Origin of the sequence: Pseudooceanicola algae, from assembly GCF_003590145.2 — a bacterium.
Classification (GTDB): domain Bacteria; phylum Pseudomonadota; class Alphaproteobacteria; order Rhodobacterales; family Rhodobacteraceae; genus Pseudooceanicola; species Pseudooceanicola algae.
Window position 1 is genome coordinate 785,154 of sequence record NZ_CP060436.1, and the last position, 14,302, is coordinate 799,455.

Below are 14,302 nucleotides of genomic sequence, written 5' to 3' on the forward strand. Positions count from 1 at the left end.
ACGTGCCGTAACGTCATACGGGTGTTACATGCCCTTGGCGCGGTGGCAGGCCGCAAAACAAGGGAATTTGTCGGGTTTTCGGCTGGGCTCAGGCCGAATCGACCGGCGGCCGCGCCCGGGTTTCCCCGCGGATGTTGAGGTAGTTTCCCGCAAAGATCACCACGGCCCCCATCAGCACCCAGATGTTCAGCGGCTCGGCCAGGAACAGTGCCCCGATGATCGCTGCCAGGGGCAGGCGGGTGAAATCGATCGGCATGATAACCGTCGCTGGCGCAAGCGACAGCGCCGTGGTGACGCAGAAATGCGCCAGCAGGCCCGAGCAGCCGACGAGCAGAAGCAGGGGCAGGGTTTCTGCGGTCGGCATTGCCATGTCGCCGTCGTACCCGGCCGTGACAAGGCCGAAGACCGATTGCGTCACGGTCATCCAGAAGACGATTGCCAGGGGGTGCACGTCGCGGGTCAGCCGCTTGGTCGAGACGGTTGTCAGCGCAAAGAAGATCGCGGTCGAGGCCGCGGCGATGATCCCCGGTGACAGCGGCTCTGACCCCGGTCGGGTGACCAGCAGGATGCCGCAGAACCCCAGCAGCGCCGCGAGGACCCGGTTGCGGGTCAGCTTTTCGCCCAGAAGCAACGCCGACAGGATCAGCACCCAGATGGGCGAGGAAAACTCCAAGGCGAACAATTGCGCCAGCGGGATCAGCGTGACCGCAAAGAACCACAGGTTCTGGCCGGTGAAATGAGCCAGGTTGCGCGCGATGTGCAGGCCGAAGCGGTCAAAGGTGATCAGACCCCAGCGGCGGCGCAGGGTCAGCACCGTGATCATGATCGCCATTCCGGTCAGGCTGCGCCAGGTCATGATCTCGAAGGTATCGAGCCTCGTGCCGAGGCTGCGTCCGGCCAGAGACATCGCCAGAAACGAAACGATGGCGCCGCTCATCCAGAAGACAGCGCGCAGGATGTCGGATCGGGCAGTCATCGGATACCTTTCTTGACCAGCCTCCTCTTGTCACGCCTGGCGCGGAAATAGGCAACATGGTCAAGGGCGGGTTTGCGGGAAGGTCCGCGAAAGCGGGGGAGCGGTTCCTTACCGTCGCGGCACGCTCAGCCCGGCCGGGTGGCCGTCAGGTCGACCGTCACCGGCAGGTGATCCGAGGCGATGCGGGCAGGCTGGGCCAGGTGCGGGCGCACCGGGCCCGCGTCCAGATCCGCTGTCACTCCGAAGCGGTCCAGTGCGGCCACAGGGCGGATCGCGGGATAACTCGCCACGCCGGGCAGCAGTTGCACCGGATGCAGTTCCGCATCCAGGTCATGGCCCGGCCCCCATTCGTTGAAATCGCCCGCGATCAGGGTTGGACAAGGGGGCAGGCGTTCCAGCATCCGGCGGATGGCGGCGCATTGCTGACGGCGCGACCGGGGCACAAGCCCAAGATGCACCCCCACGATCCGCAAGCGCCCGATGGCGGTGTCGAGATCGGCGCGAATGGCACCGCGCGGCTCGATCCCCGGCAGATCCAGTTTCGATGTTTCGATCACCGTCACGCCGGGACGCATCAGCATCGCATTGCCGTGCCAGCCGATGGAACCACCGGGCACACCGAAGGGCAGGATCTCCCATCCTTCGGCGGCGATCATGTCGTGGGGCAGGGCCGTGGGACGCGGCGCCAACCGCTTGTCGGCCTCTTGCAGGACGACGATATCGGCCTCGGTATCCTCCAGCACTTCCAGCGTGCGGCGCGGATTGCGGCGCAGGTCCAGCCCGACGCATTTCTGCAGGTTGTAGGTCGCGATCCGAAGGTGTGTCTGGCTCATGCGGGGGAACTTGTGCCTTGCTGCATGGCCACGATTTGGCCGGGGTGGGGCCAGAGGCCGGGGGGCGTCAGCGCAGGTGTGGATGCGCGCACCAGGCGGGCAAAGCCGCAGATGAAACGGCGCCGATCAGGTGCCACAGAAAGTCGCCTCGATCTCTTCTTCGAGGCGCGGAGGCTGGGCGAAGGCTGCGTTGGCGTCCGAAAGTGTGAACGGCGTCGCGAGGACCCGCATCAGGGTCTCGAATGGTGCCATGTCGCCCTCTGCCGCAGCCTTCAACGCGTGATCGACGCGGTGGTTGCGCGGGATCACGGCCGGGTTGGTGGCAAGCATCCGCGCCTCCGGGTCGGTTTCTTGCGCCAACCGCGCACGCCAAGTCGTTTCCCAGTCGTGGAAGGGAGCAGGGTCGGTAAAGGTCGCGCCCGCTGTGCCGTCTGACAAGCCCCGGAAGGTATTGGTGAAATCCGCCTCCTGATTGGCCATCAGGGTCAGCAGGCCCTCGATCATCGGACGGTCCGCCTCGGTCGGCTCTGCCAATCCGATCTTGGCGCCGAAGTGGCGCAGCCAGGCGGCATCGATCAGCGCGGGCATGGCATTCACCGCCTCGGTATAGGCCGCGATCCCGGCCTGGGTATCCGGCTCGAGGCTCAGCAAGGCCGAGGCAAGCTGCGCCATGTTCCAGGGCAGGACCTCGCGCTGGTTGTCATAGGCATAGCGCCCCTGCCGGTCGATCGAGGAATAGACCGTCGCAGGGTGATACCCATCCAGAAAGGCGCAAGGACCATAGTCGATGGTCTCGCCGGAAATCGTGGTGTTGTCGGTATTCATCACCCCGTGAATAAACCCGACGGCCGTCCAATGGGCGACCAGTTTCGCCTGCCGCGCGATCACGCCCTTCAGGAAGGCGAGCGGGCTGTCCGCATCAGGATCGTGGCGCGCGATGGCGTAATCCAGCAGGACCTGCAGACGCGCCTTGTCCTGACGCGCGGCGAAGAATTCGAAGGTACCGACCCGCAGGTGCGACGACGCGACCCGGGTCAGCACCGCGCCGGGCTGGGCCGTCTCGCGCTGTACACGGTCTCCTGTTGCCACCGCGGCCAATGCGCGGGTCGTGGGCACGCCAAGCGCCTGCATCGCCTCGGCCACCAGATATTCGCGCAGCACCGGCCCGATCGCCGCCAACCCGTCGCCATTACGCGAAAACACCGTGCGGCCGGAGCCCTTGAGCTGCACATCGAGGCGCTGGCCATGCCGTCCCATGACCTCTCCGATCAGCAGGGCACGCCCGTCGCCAAGTTGCGGGGAAAAGCCGCCGAACTGGTGCCCGGCATAGGCCTGCGCCAGCGGATCGGCGCCATCAGGCAGGGCATTGCCGCTGAAGGCCTGGGCCAGCGCGTCCGGGTCACCGGTGCCGGTGATGCCCAGATCCGCGGCCAGCCCTGCATTGAAGGCCAGCAGCCGGGGCGCCGAAGCCGCACGGGGCGCACTGCGCGCAAAGAACCCCTCTGGCAGGGCAGCATAGGAATTGTCGAAGGGAATCGACAGCGGGTTGGTCGCCGAGGCGGTAAGTGTCTGGTCCATGTCCTAGATCTAGGGCGCGCCGGGCGGCATTGCCAGCCCGGCGCGCCAATCCCGGCTCAAGGTAGCCGGGCGATGCGTTCGGTCAGCAGCGCAAAGAACCCGTCCGCGTCGAGGTTGCCCACGAAAAGCGCATTGTCCTTGCGCCCGGAGACACCCCACCAATCGGCGACGGTCATACCGAGGGTCAGCTCTGATCCGGTCTCGATCTCGACATTGATCTGGCGGCCCTGGAACAAGTCGGGCTGCAACAGGTAGGCCGTGACGCAGGGGTCATGCAGCGGTGCGCCGTCCGAGCCGTATTTCTCCTTGTCGAAGCGTTCGAAGAAATCGGTCATCTCGGCCACCGCGATGCCGCTGGCATTGCCGAGGCTGCGGAAGGCCTCGATCCGGGCGCGTGTCACCAGCGCCTTGTGTGTCACGTCCAGCGGCATGACCACCAGCGGCACACCGGCGCCAAAGACCACGGCGGCGGCATCGGGGTCGACATAGATGTTGAATTCGGCCGCCGGGGTGATGTTGCCCACCTCGAAATAGGCCCCGCCCATAAGGACGATTTCCTCAACCTTCTCAACGATATCCGGCGCCATCTTGAAGGCCATGGCGATATTGGTCAGCGGCCCCAGTACGCAAAGCGTCACCGTGCCCGCGTCTTCGCGGCGCAGCGTCTCGATGATGAAGTCGACGCCGTGCTGATCCTGCAGCGGCATGGTGGGATCGGGCAGCACGGGGCCGTTCAACCCGGTCTGGCCATGCACATGCTCGGCCGTTACCAGCGGGCGGATCATCGGGCGGTCGCACCCGGCAAAGACCTTTACCTCGGGGCGCCCGGCCAGCTCGCAGATGATCCGTGCATTACGCGCCGTAAGGCTTAGCGGCACGTTGCCGGCAACGGCGGTGATGCCCAGCACATCGATCTCTTCCGGGCTGGCGAGGGCCAGCAGGATGGCAACGGCATCGTCCTGTCCGGGATCCGTATCGATGATGATCTTGCGTGGCATTTCTGTCTCCTTCGCGAATGTCGCGGGACCCTGCCGAGTGGCCGGGACCTTGTCCATCTTGCCTCTAGGGAAATGCGCGATTGCCCGGCCTTGGACGCAGCTTGTGCCTGTATCACAGGCGGGGGCCCGGCAGCTTGCGGATCAGCCGTCGAAATCGACCTCTTCGATCAGACGCAGGGCGGCGGGACGCAACCGGGCCAGCTCCACCAGATCGACCGGATCAGGGGTGAAGTCGCCCCAGCCCGCCACCAGCGGCGCGGGGCTGGCATCGGCGGTCACGGGGTATTCGTAGTTCACCTCGGCGTAGATCTCCTGCGCTTCAGGAGAGACGAGGAACTCCATGAACTTGATGGCATTTTCCTTGTTCGGCGCGGCCTTGGTCATGGCAATGCCCGAGATGTTCACATGCGCGCCGCCGCCCTTGAAGATCGGAAAGACCGGTGTGACGCTTTCGGCCCATTCGCGTTCCTCGGGATCGGCCAGCATTTCGCCCAGATAATAGGTGTTCCCGATCGAGATATCGCATTCCCCGGCCCATATTGCCCGTATCTGCGCGCGGTCATTGCCTTGCGGTTTGCGCGCCAGATTGCCCTTTACCGCGTCTAGCCAGTCGCGGGTGTCCTCTTCGCCGTGGTGCAGCAGATAGGCGGCGACCAGCGCGACGTTATAGGGATGGGTGCCGGACCGGGTGCAGATGCGCCCCTGCCATTTCGGATCGGCAAGCCCTTCGTAGGTGGGGATCTCCTCCGGGGCGACACGGTCCTTGCTTGCATAGACGATGCGCGCGCGGGTGGTCAGACCCCACCAGTGACCTTCGGGATCGCGCAGCCCGTCGGGGATCGCGGCGCTGAGGATGGCACTGTCGACCGGCTGGGTGACACCGGCGCCGGTGATCGCCGTCAGCCGGGCGATGTCCACGGTCAGCGCCAGATCGGCGGGCGACCGCATGCCCTCGGCCTTCAGCCGTTCGACCATACCCTGTTCCAGAAAGGCGACATTGACGCTGATGCCTGTTTCGGCCTCGAACGCCTCGACCAGCGGCGCCAGAAGCTCGGGCTGGCGATAGGAGTAGAGGTTCACGTCCTCGGCCTGCGCAGCGAGGGGAAGCAAGGGCGCGATCAGGGCGAGGGGGACAAGTCGGGATCTCTGGGTCATGGTCTTTCCTGTCTCGGGCGCCGCTGCCGGCTCCTGTCTGGAATAATCTGTTCTGGACGAATGTCTTAAAGGTCATGATGGGCGCGGGAAAGAGGCCAGTTTCCCATAGGCCTAGCCCGCCTTCTCCGCGGCCTTCGCCTTGTCCCAAAGCGCGTCCATCTCGGCCAGATCGCTGTCCTCGGGACGGCGCCCGTCAAGATGAAGATCATCTTCTATGAAATTGAAACGGCGTGTGAATTTCGCATTCGCATCGCGCAGGGCTTGTTCCGGTTCGATCCCAAGGTGGCGGCCAAGGTTGACCATCACGAACAACAAGTCCCCGTATTCCTCGGCCATCTCCGCCGGACCCAGCGTATCACGCGCCTCGACCAGTTCGGTGCTTTCCTCGGCGATCTTGTCCAGTACCTGATCGACCTCGGGCCAGTCGAAACCGACCCGCGCCGCACGTTTTTGCAGCTTCACGGCCCGCATCAGCGCCGGCAGCCCCATGGCCACGCCATCCAGCGCCCGTGTCTCGGATTTCGCGGCGCGTTCGGCGGCCTTTATGCGTTCCCAATCAAGCGTTTGCTGGGCCGGGCTCTTGTCGCGGCTTTCTTCGCCGAAGATATGCGGATGCCGGGCAATCATTTTCTGCGCCACAGTTTCGGCGACGCGGGCGAAATCGAACAGCCCCTCTTCCTCGGCCATGCGGGCGTGAAAGACCACCTGCAGCAGCAGATCGCCCAATTCGCCCTCCAGTTCGTCCCAGGCCTCTCGCTGGATGGCGTCGTCGACCTCGTAGGCCTCCTCGATCGTATAGGGCGCGACGGAGGCGAAAGTCTGTTCGATGTCCCAGGGGCAGCCGGTTTCGGGATCCCGCAGTCGCGTCATGACCGCCAGCAGGCGGGGCAGCCCGGCGGGCAGGTCGTGGATTTCGTCCCGTGGCGTGTCGTGATGCGTGTCGGCCATTGCAGCCATCTCCGGTTTGGGGTTTTGTCCAGCCTGACGACGAAGCGCCAAGGAGTCCAGCCAATGCCCATCCTCAACCGGATTGCCGGTTTCGGCCCTGAAATGGAGGCTTGGCGCAAGCATCTGCATGCCCATCCCGAGTTGGGATTCGAATGCCACGAAACGGCCGCTTTCATCGCTGCGCGTCTGGCTGACTTCGGCGTGGACGAAATCCATACCGGCATCGCCAAAACCGGTATCGTCGCCCTGATCGAAGGGCGCGGGCCCGGCGCCACAATCGGCCTGCGCGCCGATATGGATGCGCTGCCGATCCTTGAACGCACCGGGGCGGAGCATGCCTCGACCCGTGCGGGCAAGATGCACGCCTGCGGCCATGATGGCCATTCCACAATGCTGCTCGGCGCGGCCAAGTACCTTTCAGAGACACGGAATTTCGCCGGTCGCGTCGCGCTGATCTTCCAACCCGCGGAAGAGGACGGCGGTGGCGGAAGCAAGATGGTCGAAGAGGGCATCATGGACCGTTTCGACATTGCAGAGGTCTATGCACTGCACAATGCCCCCGGCATGCCCGAAGGCACATTTCGCACCGAGCCGGGCCCGATCATGGCGGGCGTCGATACGATGCACATCCATGTGCGCGGGGTCGGTGGCCATGCGGCAACGCCGCAGCTGACCCGCGATCCGATTCCGGCGGTGATCGGCATCGTTTCGGCGATCCAGACCATTGGCACGCGCAACGCCGATCCGCTGTCCGATCTGGTGATCTCGGTCACCCAGATCCACACCGGCAGCGCCGAAAACGTGGTGCCCGACACCGCCTATATCAACGGCACTATCCGCAGTTTCGACCCCGCTGTGCAGGACCTCGTCGAGCGCCGCCTGACCGAGATCGTCGCGGGTCAGGCCGCAAGCTACGGTGTCGAGGCCGAGCTGATCTATGAGCGGTGGTACCCGGCCACTGTGAACCATGCCGACAAGGCGGCCTTTGCGGCCGAGGTCGCGCGCGGCGTCTCGGGGCAGGTGCTTTGGGAGGTCGGCAAGGAGATGGGCGCCGAGGATTTTTCCTTCATGCTGAATGCCCGGCCCGGCGCGTTTCTTTTCATCGGACAGGGGGATACCGCCCCGGTCCATCACGCCGAATATGATTTCAATGACCGGATCGCGCCCATCGGGGCGAGCTTCTTTGCCCGGTTGATCGAAACCGCGCTGCCCGTTCCGGCGCTTGAATTGCAGGAAGACTGACATGGCCCTTGAAGATGCGAAATCCCAAGTAGACCAGGCATTTACGCGTGATGCCTCGCGTGGTTCCAGCTTCGAGAACGCCTTTGGCGGTGCAACCAGTTTCCTGCGCCGTCGCTATACCAAGGATCTGACCGACTTCGATCTGGCCGTGACCGGCGTGCCCTTCGATCAGGCAGTGACCAACCGCACCGGCACCCGCCTTGGTCCGCGTGCGATCCGCGAAGCCTCGACCCTGCAACCCTACGATCCGCCCTATGGTTGGGGGTTCGACCCCCTCGCTGAATTCGCCGTCGCGGATTACGGTGATCTCGCCTTCGACTACGCCAAGGTCGCGGATTTTCCCGAGGCGCTGACGCAACATATCCGGGGCATCCTGGCGCAGGGCGCGGCCTCCATCGCGCTTGGCGGCGACCACTATATCTCTTTCCCGATCCTCAAGGCCTATGCCGAGAAATTTGGACCCATGTCGCTGATCCATTTCGATGCGCACAGCGATACCTGGGTCGATGACGACATGGAGCGCATCGACCACGGAACGATGTTCTACAAGGCGATCAAGCTTGGGCTGATCGATCCGGCGACCTCGGTCCAGGTCGGAATCCGGACGATCAACCTGGATGGTGACATGGGTATGAACATCATCGATGCGCCGGAGGTTCACGAGACCGGGAACAAGGCGGTGGCCGCAAAGATCCGCGAGATCGTCGGTGCTCGGCCCGCCTACCTCAGCTTCGATATCGACTGCCTTGACCCGGCCTTCGCACCGGGCACCGGGACGCCGGTTTGGGGTGGGCTGAGCTCGGCCCAGGCCGCCGCCATCCTGCGCGGCATCGCCGGGGTCAATCTGCAAGGCGGGGACATCGTCGAGGTGTCGCCCGCCTTCGACACGACCGGCGCCACGGCGATCGCGGGGGCGCATGTGGCTATGGAGATCCTTAGCCTCTGGGCCTGGACCCGTCGCGGCTGAGGTCAGCGCGTTACGATACTCAGGCAAGAGCTTTCCCCGTGGAATGCCTCCGGCAGGAGTATTTCGGGCCAGATGACAGGGAGGTCGCTCTTTATCATCTGGCCGGAAGTACTCTGGGGGAAAAGGGACGGGGCGCGCAGCGGGCCGGCGCTTTGGGGGCAGAGCCCCCGTGTTGCCCGGCGCGTAGTTACTCGGCGTTTCCCGGCAGGGTCCGGCTCTTGACCAAAGGGCCGGGATAGGTGACAGGAACCCCATGATCTCAGAAGACCGGCTGGCCCGCATCACGGGCCGATATGAATACCTTGAGGCCGCAATGGCCGAGTCGGGTGGCGAATACGCCGCCCTGGCGCGGGAATATGCGGAATTGCGCCCGGTGGTCGAGGCTGTGCTGGGCTATCAGGCCCTGGTGGCAGACCTGGCCGAGGCTGAGGCGATGCTGGACGATCCCGAGATGCGCGCCCTGGCAGAAGAAGAACTGCCAGCGCTGCGGGCCCGCCTGCCTGAGCTTGAGCACGAGGTGCAACTGGCACTGCTCCCCCGAGATGCCGCCGATTCACGCCCCGCGATGATCGAGATCCGGCCCGGCACCGGGGGCGACGAGGCGGCGCTGTTTGCCGGTGATCTGCTGCGTATGTACCAGCGCTATTGCGAGGCGCGGGGTTGGAAATTCGATCTGGTGGAGCAGCAATTGACCGAGCTTGGCGGGATCAAGGAGGTCACTGTTTCCGTCAAGGGCGACGGGGTCTTTGCGCGGCTCAAGTACGAAAGCGGCGTGCATCGGGTCCAGCGTGTGCCAAGCACGGAAAGCGGCGGACGGATACACACTTCGGCCGCGACCGTGGCCGTGCTGCCCGAAGCAGAAGACGTCGATATACGGATTGATCCCAATGACATACGCATCGATACGATGCGGGCCTCGGGGGCGGGCGGGCAGCATGTCAACACCACCGACAGCGCTGTTCGGATCACTCATGTTCCGAGCGGGATCGTCGTGACCTCTTCGGAGAAATCCCAGCACCAGAATCGCGCCATCGCCATGCAGGTCCTGCGCAACCGACTGTTCGATCTGGAGCGCAGTCGTGCCGACAGCGCGCGCGCCGCAGATCGCAAGGCGCAGGTCGGCACCGGGGATCGGTCGGAACGTATCCGTACCTACAATTTCCCCCAGGGGCGGATGACGGACCATCGCATCAACCTGACGCTCTACAAGCTGGATCAGGTGATGCAGGGCGATCTGGATGAAATCATCGACGCGCTGACGGCCGATCATCAGGCGCGGCTGCTGTCCGAGGCAGGCGCGTGAGCCCTTTGGGGAATGACGTTTTGAAGGCCGCCGCCGCCCGGCTGGGTGATGCGGGGATCGAGAACGGGCAGGGCGATGCCCTGGCGTTGATGACCCATGCCTTTGGCAGGGATGTATCGCGTCTGGCTCTGCGCGAGGCCCTCGCGGGGGCGTTGCCACCCGATGTCGCGGCGCGGTTCGAGGCCGCCATTTCGGCCCGGCTGATCCGCCAACCGGTCAGCCAGATCATCGGCCGCCGCGCCTTCTGGAACCGCGAATTCATCGTCACGCCCGATGTCCTCGACCCGCGCCCGGAAACCGAGACGTTGATTGCCGAGGCGCTGGAACTGCCTTTCAACAGGTTTCTGGACCTTGGCACCGGGTCAGGGGCCATCGCGATCACCTTGCTGGATGAGCGCGCCGGGGCCACAGGTGTCGCCACCGATATTTCACCCGCCGCCCTTGCGGTTGCGAGGCGCAATGCGGCCGCCATCGGCGTTGCCGACCGGCTGGATCTTGTTCAGTCCGATTGGTGCGCGGGCCTGACGGGTACCTTCGATCTGATCCTGTCGAATCCGCCCTATATTGCCGCTGCCGAGATGCCATCGCTGTCACCCGAGGTCCGCGACTGGGAGCCGCATCTGGCACTGACACCGGGGGGCGACGGGTTGGATGCCTACAGGGCGATCTGCGCCAGCGCCCCTGCGCATCTGGCGCCGGATGGCTGGCTCATGGTGGAAGTCGGCTGGCAGCAGGGGCCGGCGGTTGCGGAGATTTTTGGCGCTGCGGGTCTTGAAGACGTGGCCACCAGACCCGACCTTGGGAACAGGGACAGGGTGGTGCGCGGCCGCAAGCCCGCGACACATCAGCCCTGACGGCGGGAAAACCGGGTAATCTGGCTAAAACTGTCACTTCCCCCTTGTCTTTGACGCGATGACATGTTTATTCGAACCATCCGGGACGCGGATGCTCGATATTCAGCGCTCCCCCCGGATACCAAGCCAGACAGGAGCCGACCCCTCGCTCAAGGCGAAAATAAGCGCTCAAGGCGATCACGCACGACGCAATGAGGCGTTGTTGGGGTGATACGGCAATCAGACAACAAGGCTGGACAGCAGACCTTATGAGATCTTCGAAATCACGTTCGCGGAACAAATCCCGCAACCGGTCCTCGGTCGGTAACATCATCAACCGCGTCTTCGATTCGTCGGGGCCCGAGGGCAAGGTGCGCGGCACGCCGCAGCAGATCATCGACAAGTACAACCAGCTTGCTCGCGATGCGCAGCTATCCGGCGACCGGGTCGCAACCGAGAACTTCCAGCAGCATGCGGAGCATTACCTGCGTCTTCTCGGTGAAGCCCAGAAGGACCAGGACCGCCAGCGCGAGCAGCAGGAACAGGAAAACCGTCAGCGCCAGGCCGACCGGGATCGCGATCGTGACCGCGGAACCCGCCAGGACGGTAATGGCAATGACAATCAGCAGGACAATGGATCCCGCAACTCTGCCAACCAGAACAATTCCGGTTCAGGCAACGCTCACCAGAACGCCCAGGACACGGCCGGCAACGGCAATGGGTCCGGCAATAATGGTGGCAACCACGGCAACGGTGGAAAAAACGGCGGCCAGCAGAAGCAGGACGCCGAGGCCTCTGGCGCTGCGCCTGAACCGCGCAAACCGCGGTCGCGCCGCAACGAAGGCTCGGGTGATGACGCCGTTGCGCCCAAGCCCCGCCGCCAGTCGCGCGCCAAGGCAGCGCCTGCCTCCGACGAGGTGATCGATACCTCTGCCACGGAAGAGGGCGAAAGCTCCATGCTGGTGGAAACGCCGGAAGGCAAGGCCGCCAAGCCCGCGCCGCGCAAACGCGCACCGCGCGCCAAGAAGGAAGCCCCTGTTCAACAGGAAAGCGCCTCTTCTTCCGAGGGCAGCGCGCCGGACGCCACGGGCGATGTGCCGCAATCCGCCGCAGAATGATGTAAGCCCTGAAAGGGGTGGGCGAAACAGATCAAAGGGCGGTCCCATGGGGCCGCCCTTTTTCTTGTTCGCTTCGGTTTTCGTGATGCCGGCCGGACGGTGGTGTTAGCCGGCGGTGATGTTGCGGGCGAGGGCGCAGAACTGCTCCAGCCCCACGGTCTCGGCACGGTCCGTCGGCGTGATGCCCGAGGCGATCAGGCGATCCTCCAGATCCGGCGCAAGTCCCTTCAGTGCTGCGCGCAGCATCTTGCGGCGCTGGTTGAAGGCCTTGGCGACCACGCGTTCCAGCACCTTGGGATCGGCAGGATAGCGCGGCTCGGGCAGGGCGGTCAGATGGACCACGGCAGAAGACACCTTGGGCGCAGGCGTGAAAGCTTCGGGCGGCAGAGAGATCACGATCCGCGCATCCGCCCGCCAGGAAGCCAGCAGCGCCAGCCGCCCATAGGCCTTGGAGCCGGGCTGCGCCACGATCCGTTCCGCGACCTCGCGTTGGAACATCAGGGTCAGGCTTTGCCAGAAAGGCGGCCATTGCGGCGGGGTCAGCCAGCGCACCAGCAGTTCGGTCCCGACGTTATAGGGCAGGTTGGCAGCAATGCGGATCGGTGGCGTCAGATAGGCCAGCGGATCGATATCCAGAGCGTCGCCTTCGATCACCTCAAGACGGTCGGGATAGGCCGCTGCGATCTCGGCCAGGGGGGCGAGGCAACGGTGGTCCTTTTCGATGGCCAGCACCTTGCGCGCGCCTTCGGCCAGCAGGCCACGGGTCAACCCACCGGGACCGGGACCGATTTCCAGCACGTCGCAATTGCTCAGATCCCCGGCCTGACGGGCGATCTTGGCTGTCAGATTCAGGTCCAGAAGGAAGTTCTGGCCAAGGGATTTGCGCGCAGAAAGCCCATGCTGCGTGATCACGTCGCGCAGCGGGGGCAGGCCGTCGATGGTCGCCACTATTCGATGATCCGCGCTTCGGCACGCAGCTGCGCCAGATAGCCATCCGCGTAAGAGGCCAGCCGGCGGTTCTGCAATTGCGAGGCGACCTGACCGCGGTCGACCTGATCGGCCGAAGGCGTTCCGGTCGGGACGCGACCGCAGAGCATCAGCACGACGCCGGTCTGTCCGCCATTGCGGCGCAGGGCGGTCGAAACCTCGTTATCGTCCAGCTTGGCAAGCTCGACCGCGATATCCGACGGGATCTCGGCCGGTGCCAGCGTCTCGCGGTCCAGGACCTGAGGCGGCTGACCATAGGCGACGCCGTAAAGATCGTCACAGGTGTCGATCTCGGCGCTGATCTCGGCCAGGCGGGCCTGACCCTTGGGGGTATTCGCGCCGTCGACGTAATAGGCCGCGTATTCCACCGCCGAATAGGTCATCTGCGGCGCGCCGGTTTCCTGCACCTGACGCATCTGGAACAGCGCAAAGGCGCCTTCGACGGGCAGGGGATCGGACACTTCGCCTGGTGCAAGGCCCATGACGGAGCCCTGAAGGACCGGCGGCAGGCTGGAGGCATCCATCCAGTCGATCTGCCCGCCGTTCTCCCGCGATTGCGCGGCGGAATATTGCCGGGCGGCGTCGGAGAACTGCGCGATGGTGGTCATCTCCGAGATCTGGCGCGCCAGGGATTCGGCGCGCGCCGGGTCGGGCTGCAGCGGGATGAAGATTTCCGACAGCAGGACACGGACGCCACCGGGGCGCGACTGGCTTTCGATGGCACGGTCGATCTCGTCTTCCGAAATCTGGACCTTGTTGCCGAAACGCCCCTGCACAAGCTGACGCCAGGCGATGCCGTTCGCCACGAAATCGCGGAAAGTCTCGGTCGAGACGCCTGAATCGTTCAGCGCGGCGATGAATTCATCCTTGTCCATGCTGGTACGGCCGGCGAATTCGGCCATGCCCTGGTCGATATCCGCCTGGCCGGGACGAATGCCGGCGCTGTCGGCGGCGGCGCCTTTCAGGCGTTCCTCGATCAGCTGATCGCGGGCCTCGGCAGTGGGGTTGCCCTGCGGGTTCAGCAGGTTCAGCAGGCGGGCGCGCTGGTCCAGTTCGTATTGGGTGATGACCTCGTCATTGACCTTGATGGCCGGGCCGAAGGTCTGCGCCTGTGCAACCGCCGGGGCTATGCCCGGAAGCGGCAGCAGCGATGCTCCCGGCACCATGGCCAGGCCGAGGCCGAGCGGCAGAGCATGGCGCAACGCCGCGCCCAGGGTCGTCTTCGGGCGGCGCCCACTGCGGCCCGGGCCGGTTTCGCCTGCGTTCGGACGGATCTTCGGGGTCATCTTGTCTGCCTCGTCCACTTGGTTCTGTCGGGGCCGGTTCCCGTCGCCGGGCGGCCCGTCAGTCGGTTTGCCTGTCTT

At 64.8% G+C, this 14,302-nt stretch carries 13 protein-coding genes; 5 read left to right on the plus strand and 8 right to left on the minus strand.

Annotation, left to right across the window (positions count from 1 at the left end; all coding sequences use genetic code 11):
* Nucleotides 1–88: 88 nt before the first annotated feature.
* From PSAL_RS03800 to mazG, 6 genes are all read right to left on the minus strand, one after another.
* Nucleotides 89–976, minus strand: coding sequence for a DMT family transporter (locus PSAL_RS03800; RefSeq protein ID WP_119839957.1), 888 nt, complete (start codon nucleotides 974–976; stop codon nucleotides 89–91).
* A 125-nt stretch (nucleotides 977–1,101) separates the two neighbouring features.
* On the minus strand, nucleotides 1,102–1,809 hold the full coding sequence (locus tag PSAL_RS03805) for an endonuclease/exonuclease/phosphatase family protein (RefSeq protein WP_119839958.1): 708 nt from the start codon (nucleotides 1,807–1,809) through the stop codon (nucleotides 1,102–1,104).
* A gap of 126 nt (nucleotides 1,810–1,935) precedes the next feature.
* Nucleotides 1,936–3,387, minus strand: coding sequence for a protein adenylyltransferase SelO (locus tag PSAL_RS03810; protein ID WP_119839959.1), 1,452 nt, complete (start codon nucleotides 3,385–3,387; stop codon nucleotides 1,936–1,938).
* A gap of 56 nt (nucleotides 3,388–3,443) precedes the next feature.
* Complete coding sequence (locus tag PSAL_RS03815; protein WP_119839960.1) at nucleotides 3,444–4,385, minus strand: nucleoside hydrolase; 942 nt, start codon at nucleotides 4,383–4,385, stop codon at nucleotides 3,444–3,446.
* 141 nt (nucleotides 4,386–4,526) lie between these two features.
* Nucleotides 4,527–5,540, minus strand: a complete 1,014-nt coding sequence (locus tag PSAL_RS03820) for a Fe(3+) ABC transporter substrate-binding protein (RefSeq protein WP_119839961.1) — start codon at nucleotides 5,538–5,540, stop codon at nucleotides 4,527–4,529.
* 111 nt (nucleotides 5,541–5,651) lie between these two features.
* A complete protein-coding gene (gene mazG, locus PSAL_RS03825; RefSeq protein WP_231388603.1) occupies nucleotides 5,652–6,488 on the minus strand; it encodes a nucleoside triphosphate pyrophosphohydrolase in 837 nt (278 codons plus the stop codon).
* Between the two features lie 63 nt (nucleotides 6,489–6,551).
* Here mazG and PSAL_RS03830 point away from each other — a divergent pair, with 63 nt between their 5' ends.
* The 5 genes from PSAL_RS03830 (at nucleotide 6,552) to PSAL_RS03850 (ending at nucleotide 11,951) form a co-directional block, all read left to right on the plus strand.
* On the plus strand, nucleotides 6,552–7,730 hold the full coding sequence (locus PSAL_RS03830) for a M20 aminoacylase family protein (protein ID WP_119840232.1): 1,179 nt from the start codon (nucleotides 6,552–6,554) through the stop codon (nucleotides 7,728–7,730).
* Between the two features lies 1 nt (nucleotide 7,731).
* Nucleotides 7,732–8,697 (plus strand): agmatinase, encoded by a 966-nt coding sequence (gene speB, locus PSAL_RS03835; protein ID WP_119839962.1) that lies wholly within the window; start codon nucleotides 7,732–7,734, stop codon nucleotides 8,695–8,697.
* Nucleotides 8,698–8,950: 253 nt separating this feature from the next.
* Complete coding sequence (prfA, locus tag PSAL_RS03840; RefSeq protein WP_119839963.1) at nucleotides 8,951–10,000, plus strand: peptide chain release factor 1; 1,050 nt, start codon at nucleotides 8,951–8,953, stop codon at nucleotides 9,998–10,000.
* Nucleotides 9,997–10,854 (plus strand): peptide chain release factor N(5)-glutamine methyltransferase, encoded by an 858-nt coding sequence (prmC, locus tag PSAL_RS03845; RefSeq protein ID WP_231388604.1) that lies wholly within the window; start codon nucleotides 9,997–9,999, stop codon nucleotides 10,852–10,854. Before prfA ends, prmC begins: the two co-directional genes overlap by 4 nt.
* A gap of 248 nt (nucleotides 10,855–11,102) precedes the next feature.
* Nucleotides 11,103–11,951 carry a DUF4167 domain-containing protein gene (locus PSAL_RS03850; protein ID WP_119839965.1) on the plus strand — a complete coding sequence of 283 codons (849 nt, stop codon included), beginning with the start codon at nucleotides 11,103–11,105 and terminating at the stop codon, nucleotides 11,949–11,951.
* Nucleotides 11,952–12,056: 105 nt separating this feature from the next.
* On the opposite strand, the gene rsmA is transcribed toward PSAL_RS03850, so the two are convergent.
* Nucleotides 12,057–12,899: a 16S rRNA (adenine(1518)-N(6)/adenine(1519)-N(6))-dimethyltransferase RsmA gene (gene rsmA, locus PSAL_RS03855; protein WP_119839966.1), complete on the minus strand. Its 843-nt coding sequence runs from the start codon at nucleotides 12,897–12,899 to the stop codon at nucleotides 12,057–12,059.
* Nucleotides 12,899–14,224 carry a peptidylprolyl isomerase gene (locus PSAL_RS03860; protein ID WP_231388605.1) on the minus strand — a complete coding sequence of 442 codons (1,326 nt, stop codon included), beginning with the start codon at nucleotides 14,222–14,224 and terminating at the stop codon, nucleotides 12,899–12,901. Before PSAL_RS03860 ends, rsmA begins: the two co-directional genes overlap by 1 nt.
* Nucleotides 14,225–14,302 lie beyond the last annotated feature (78 nt).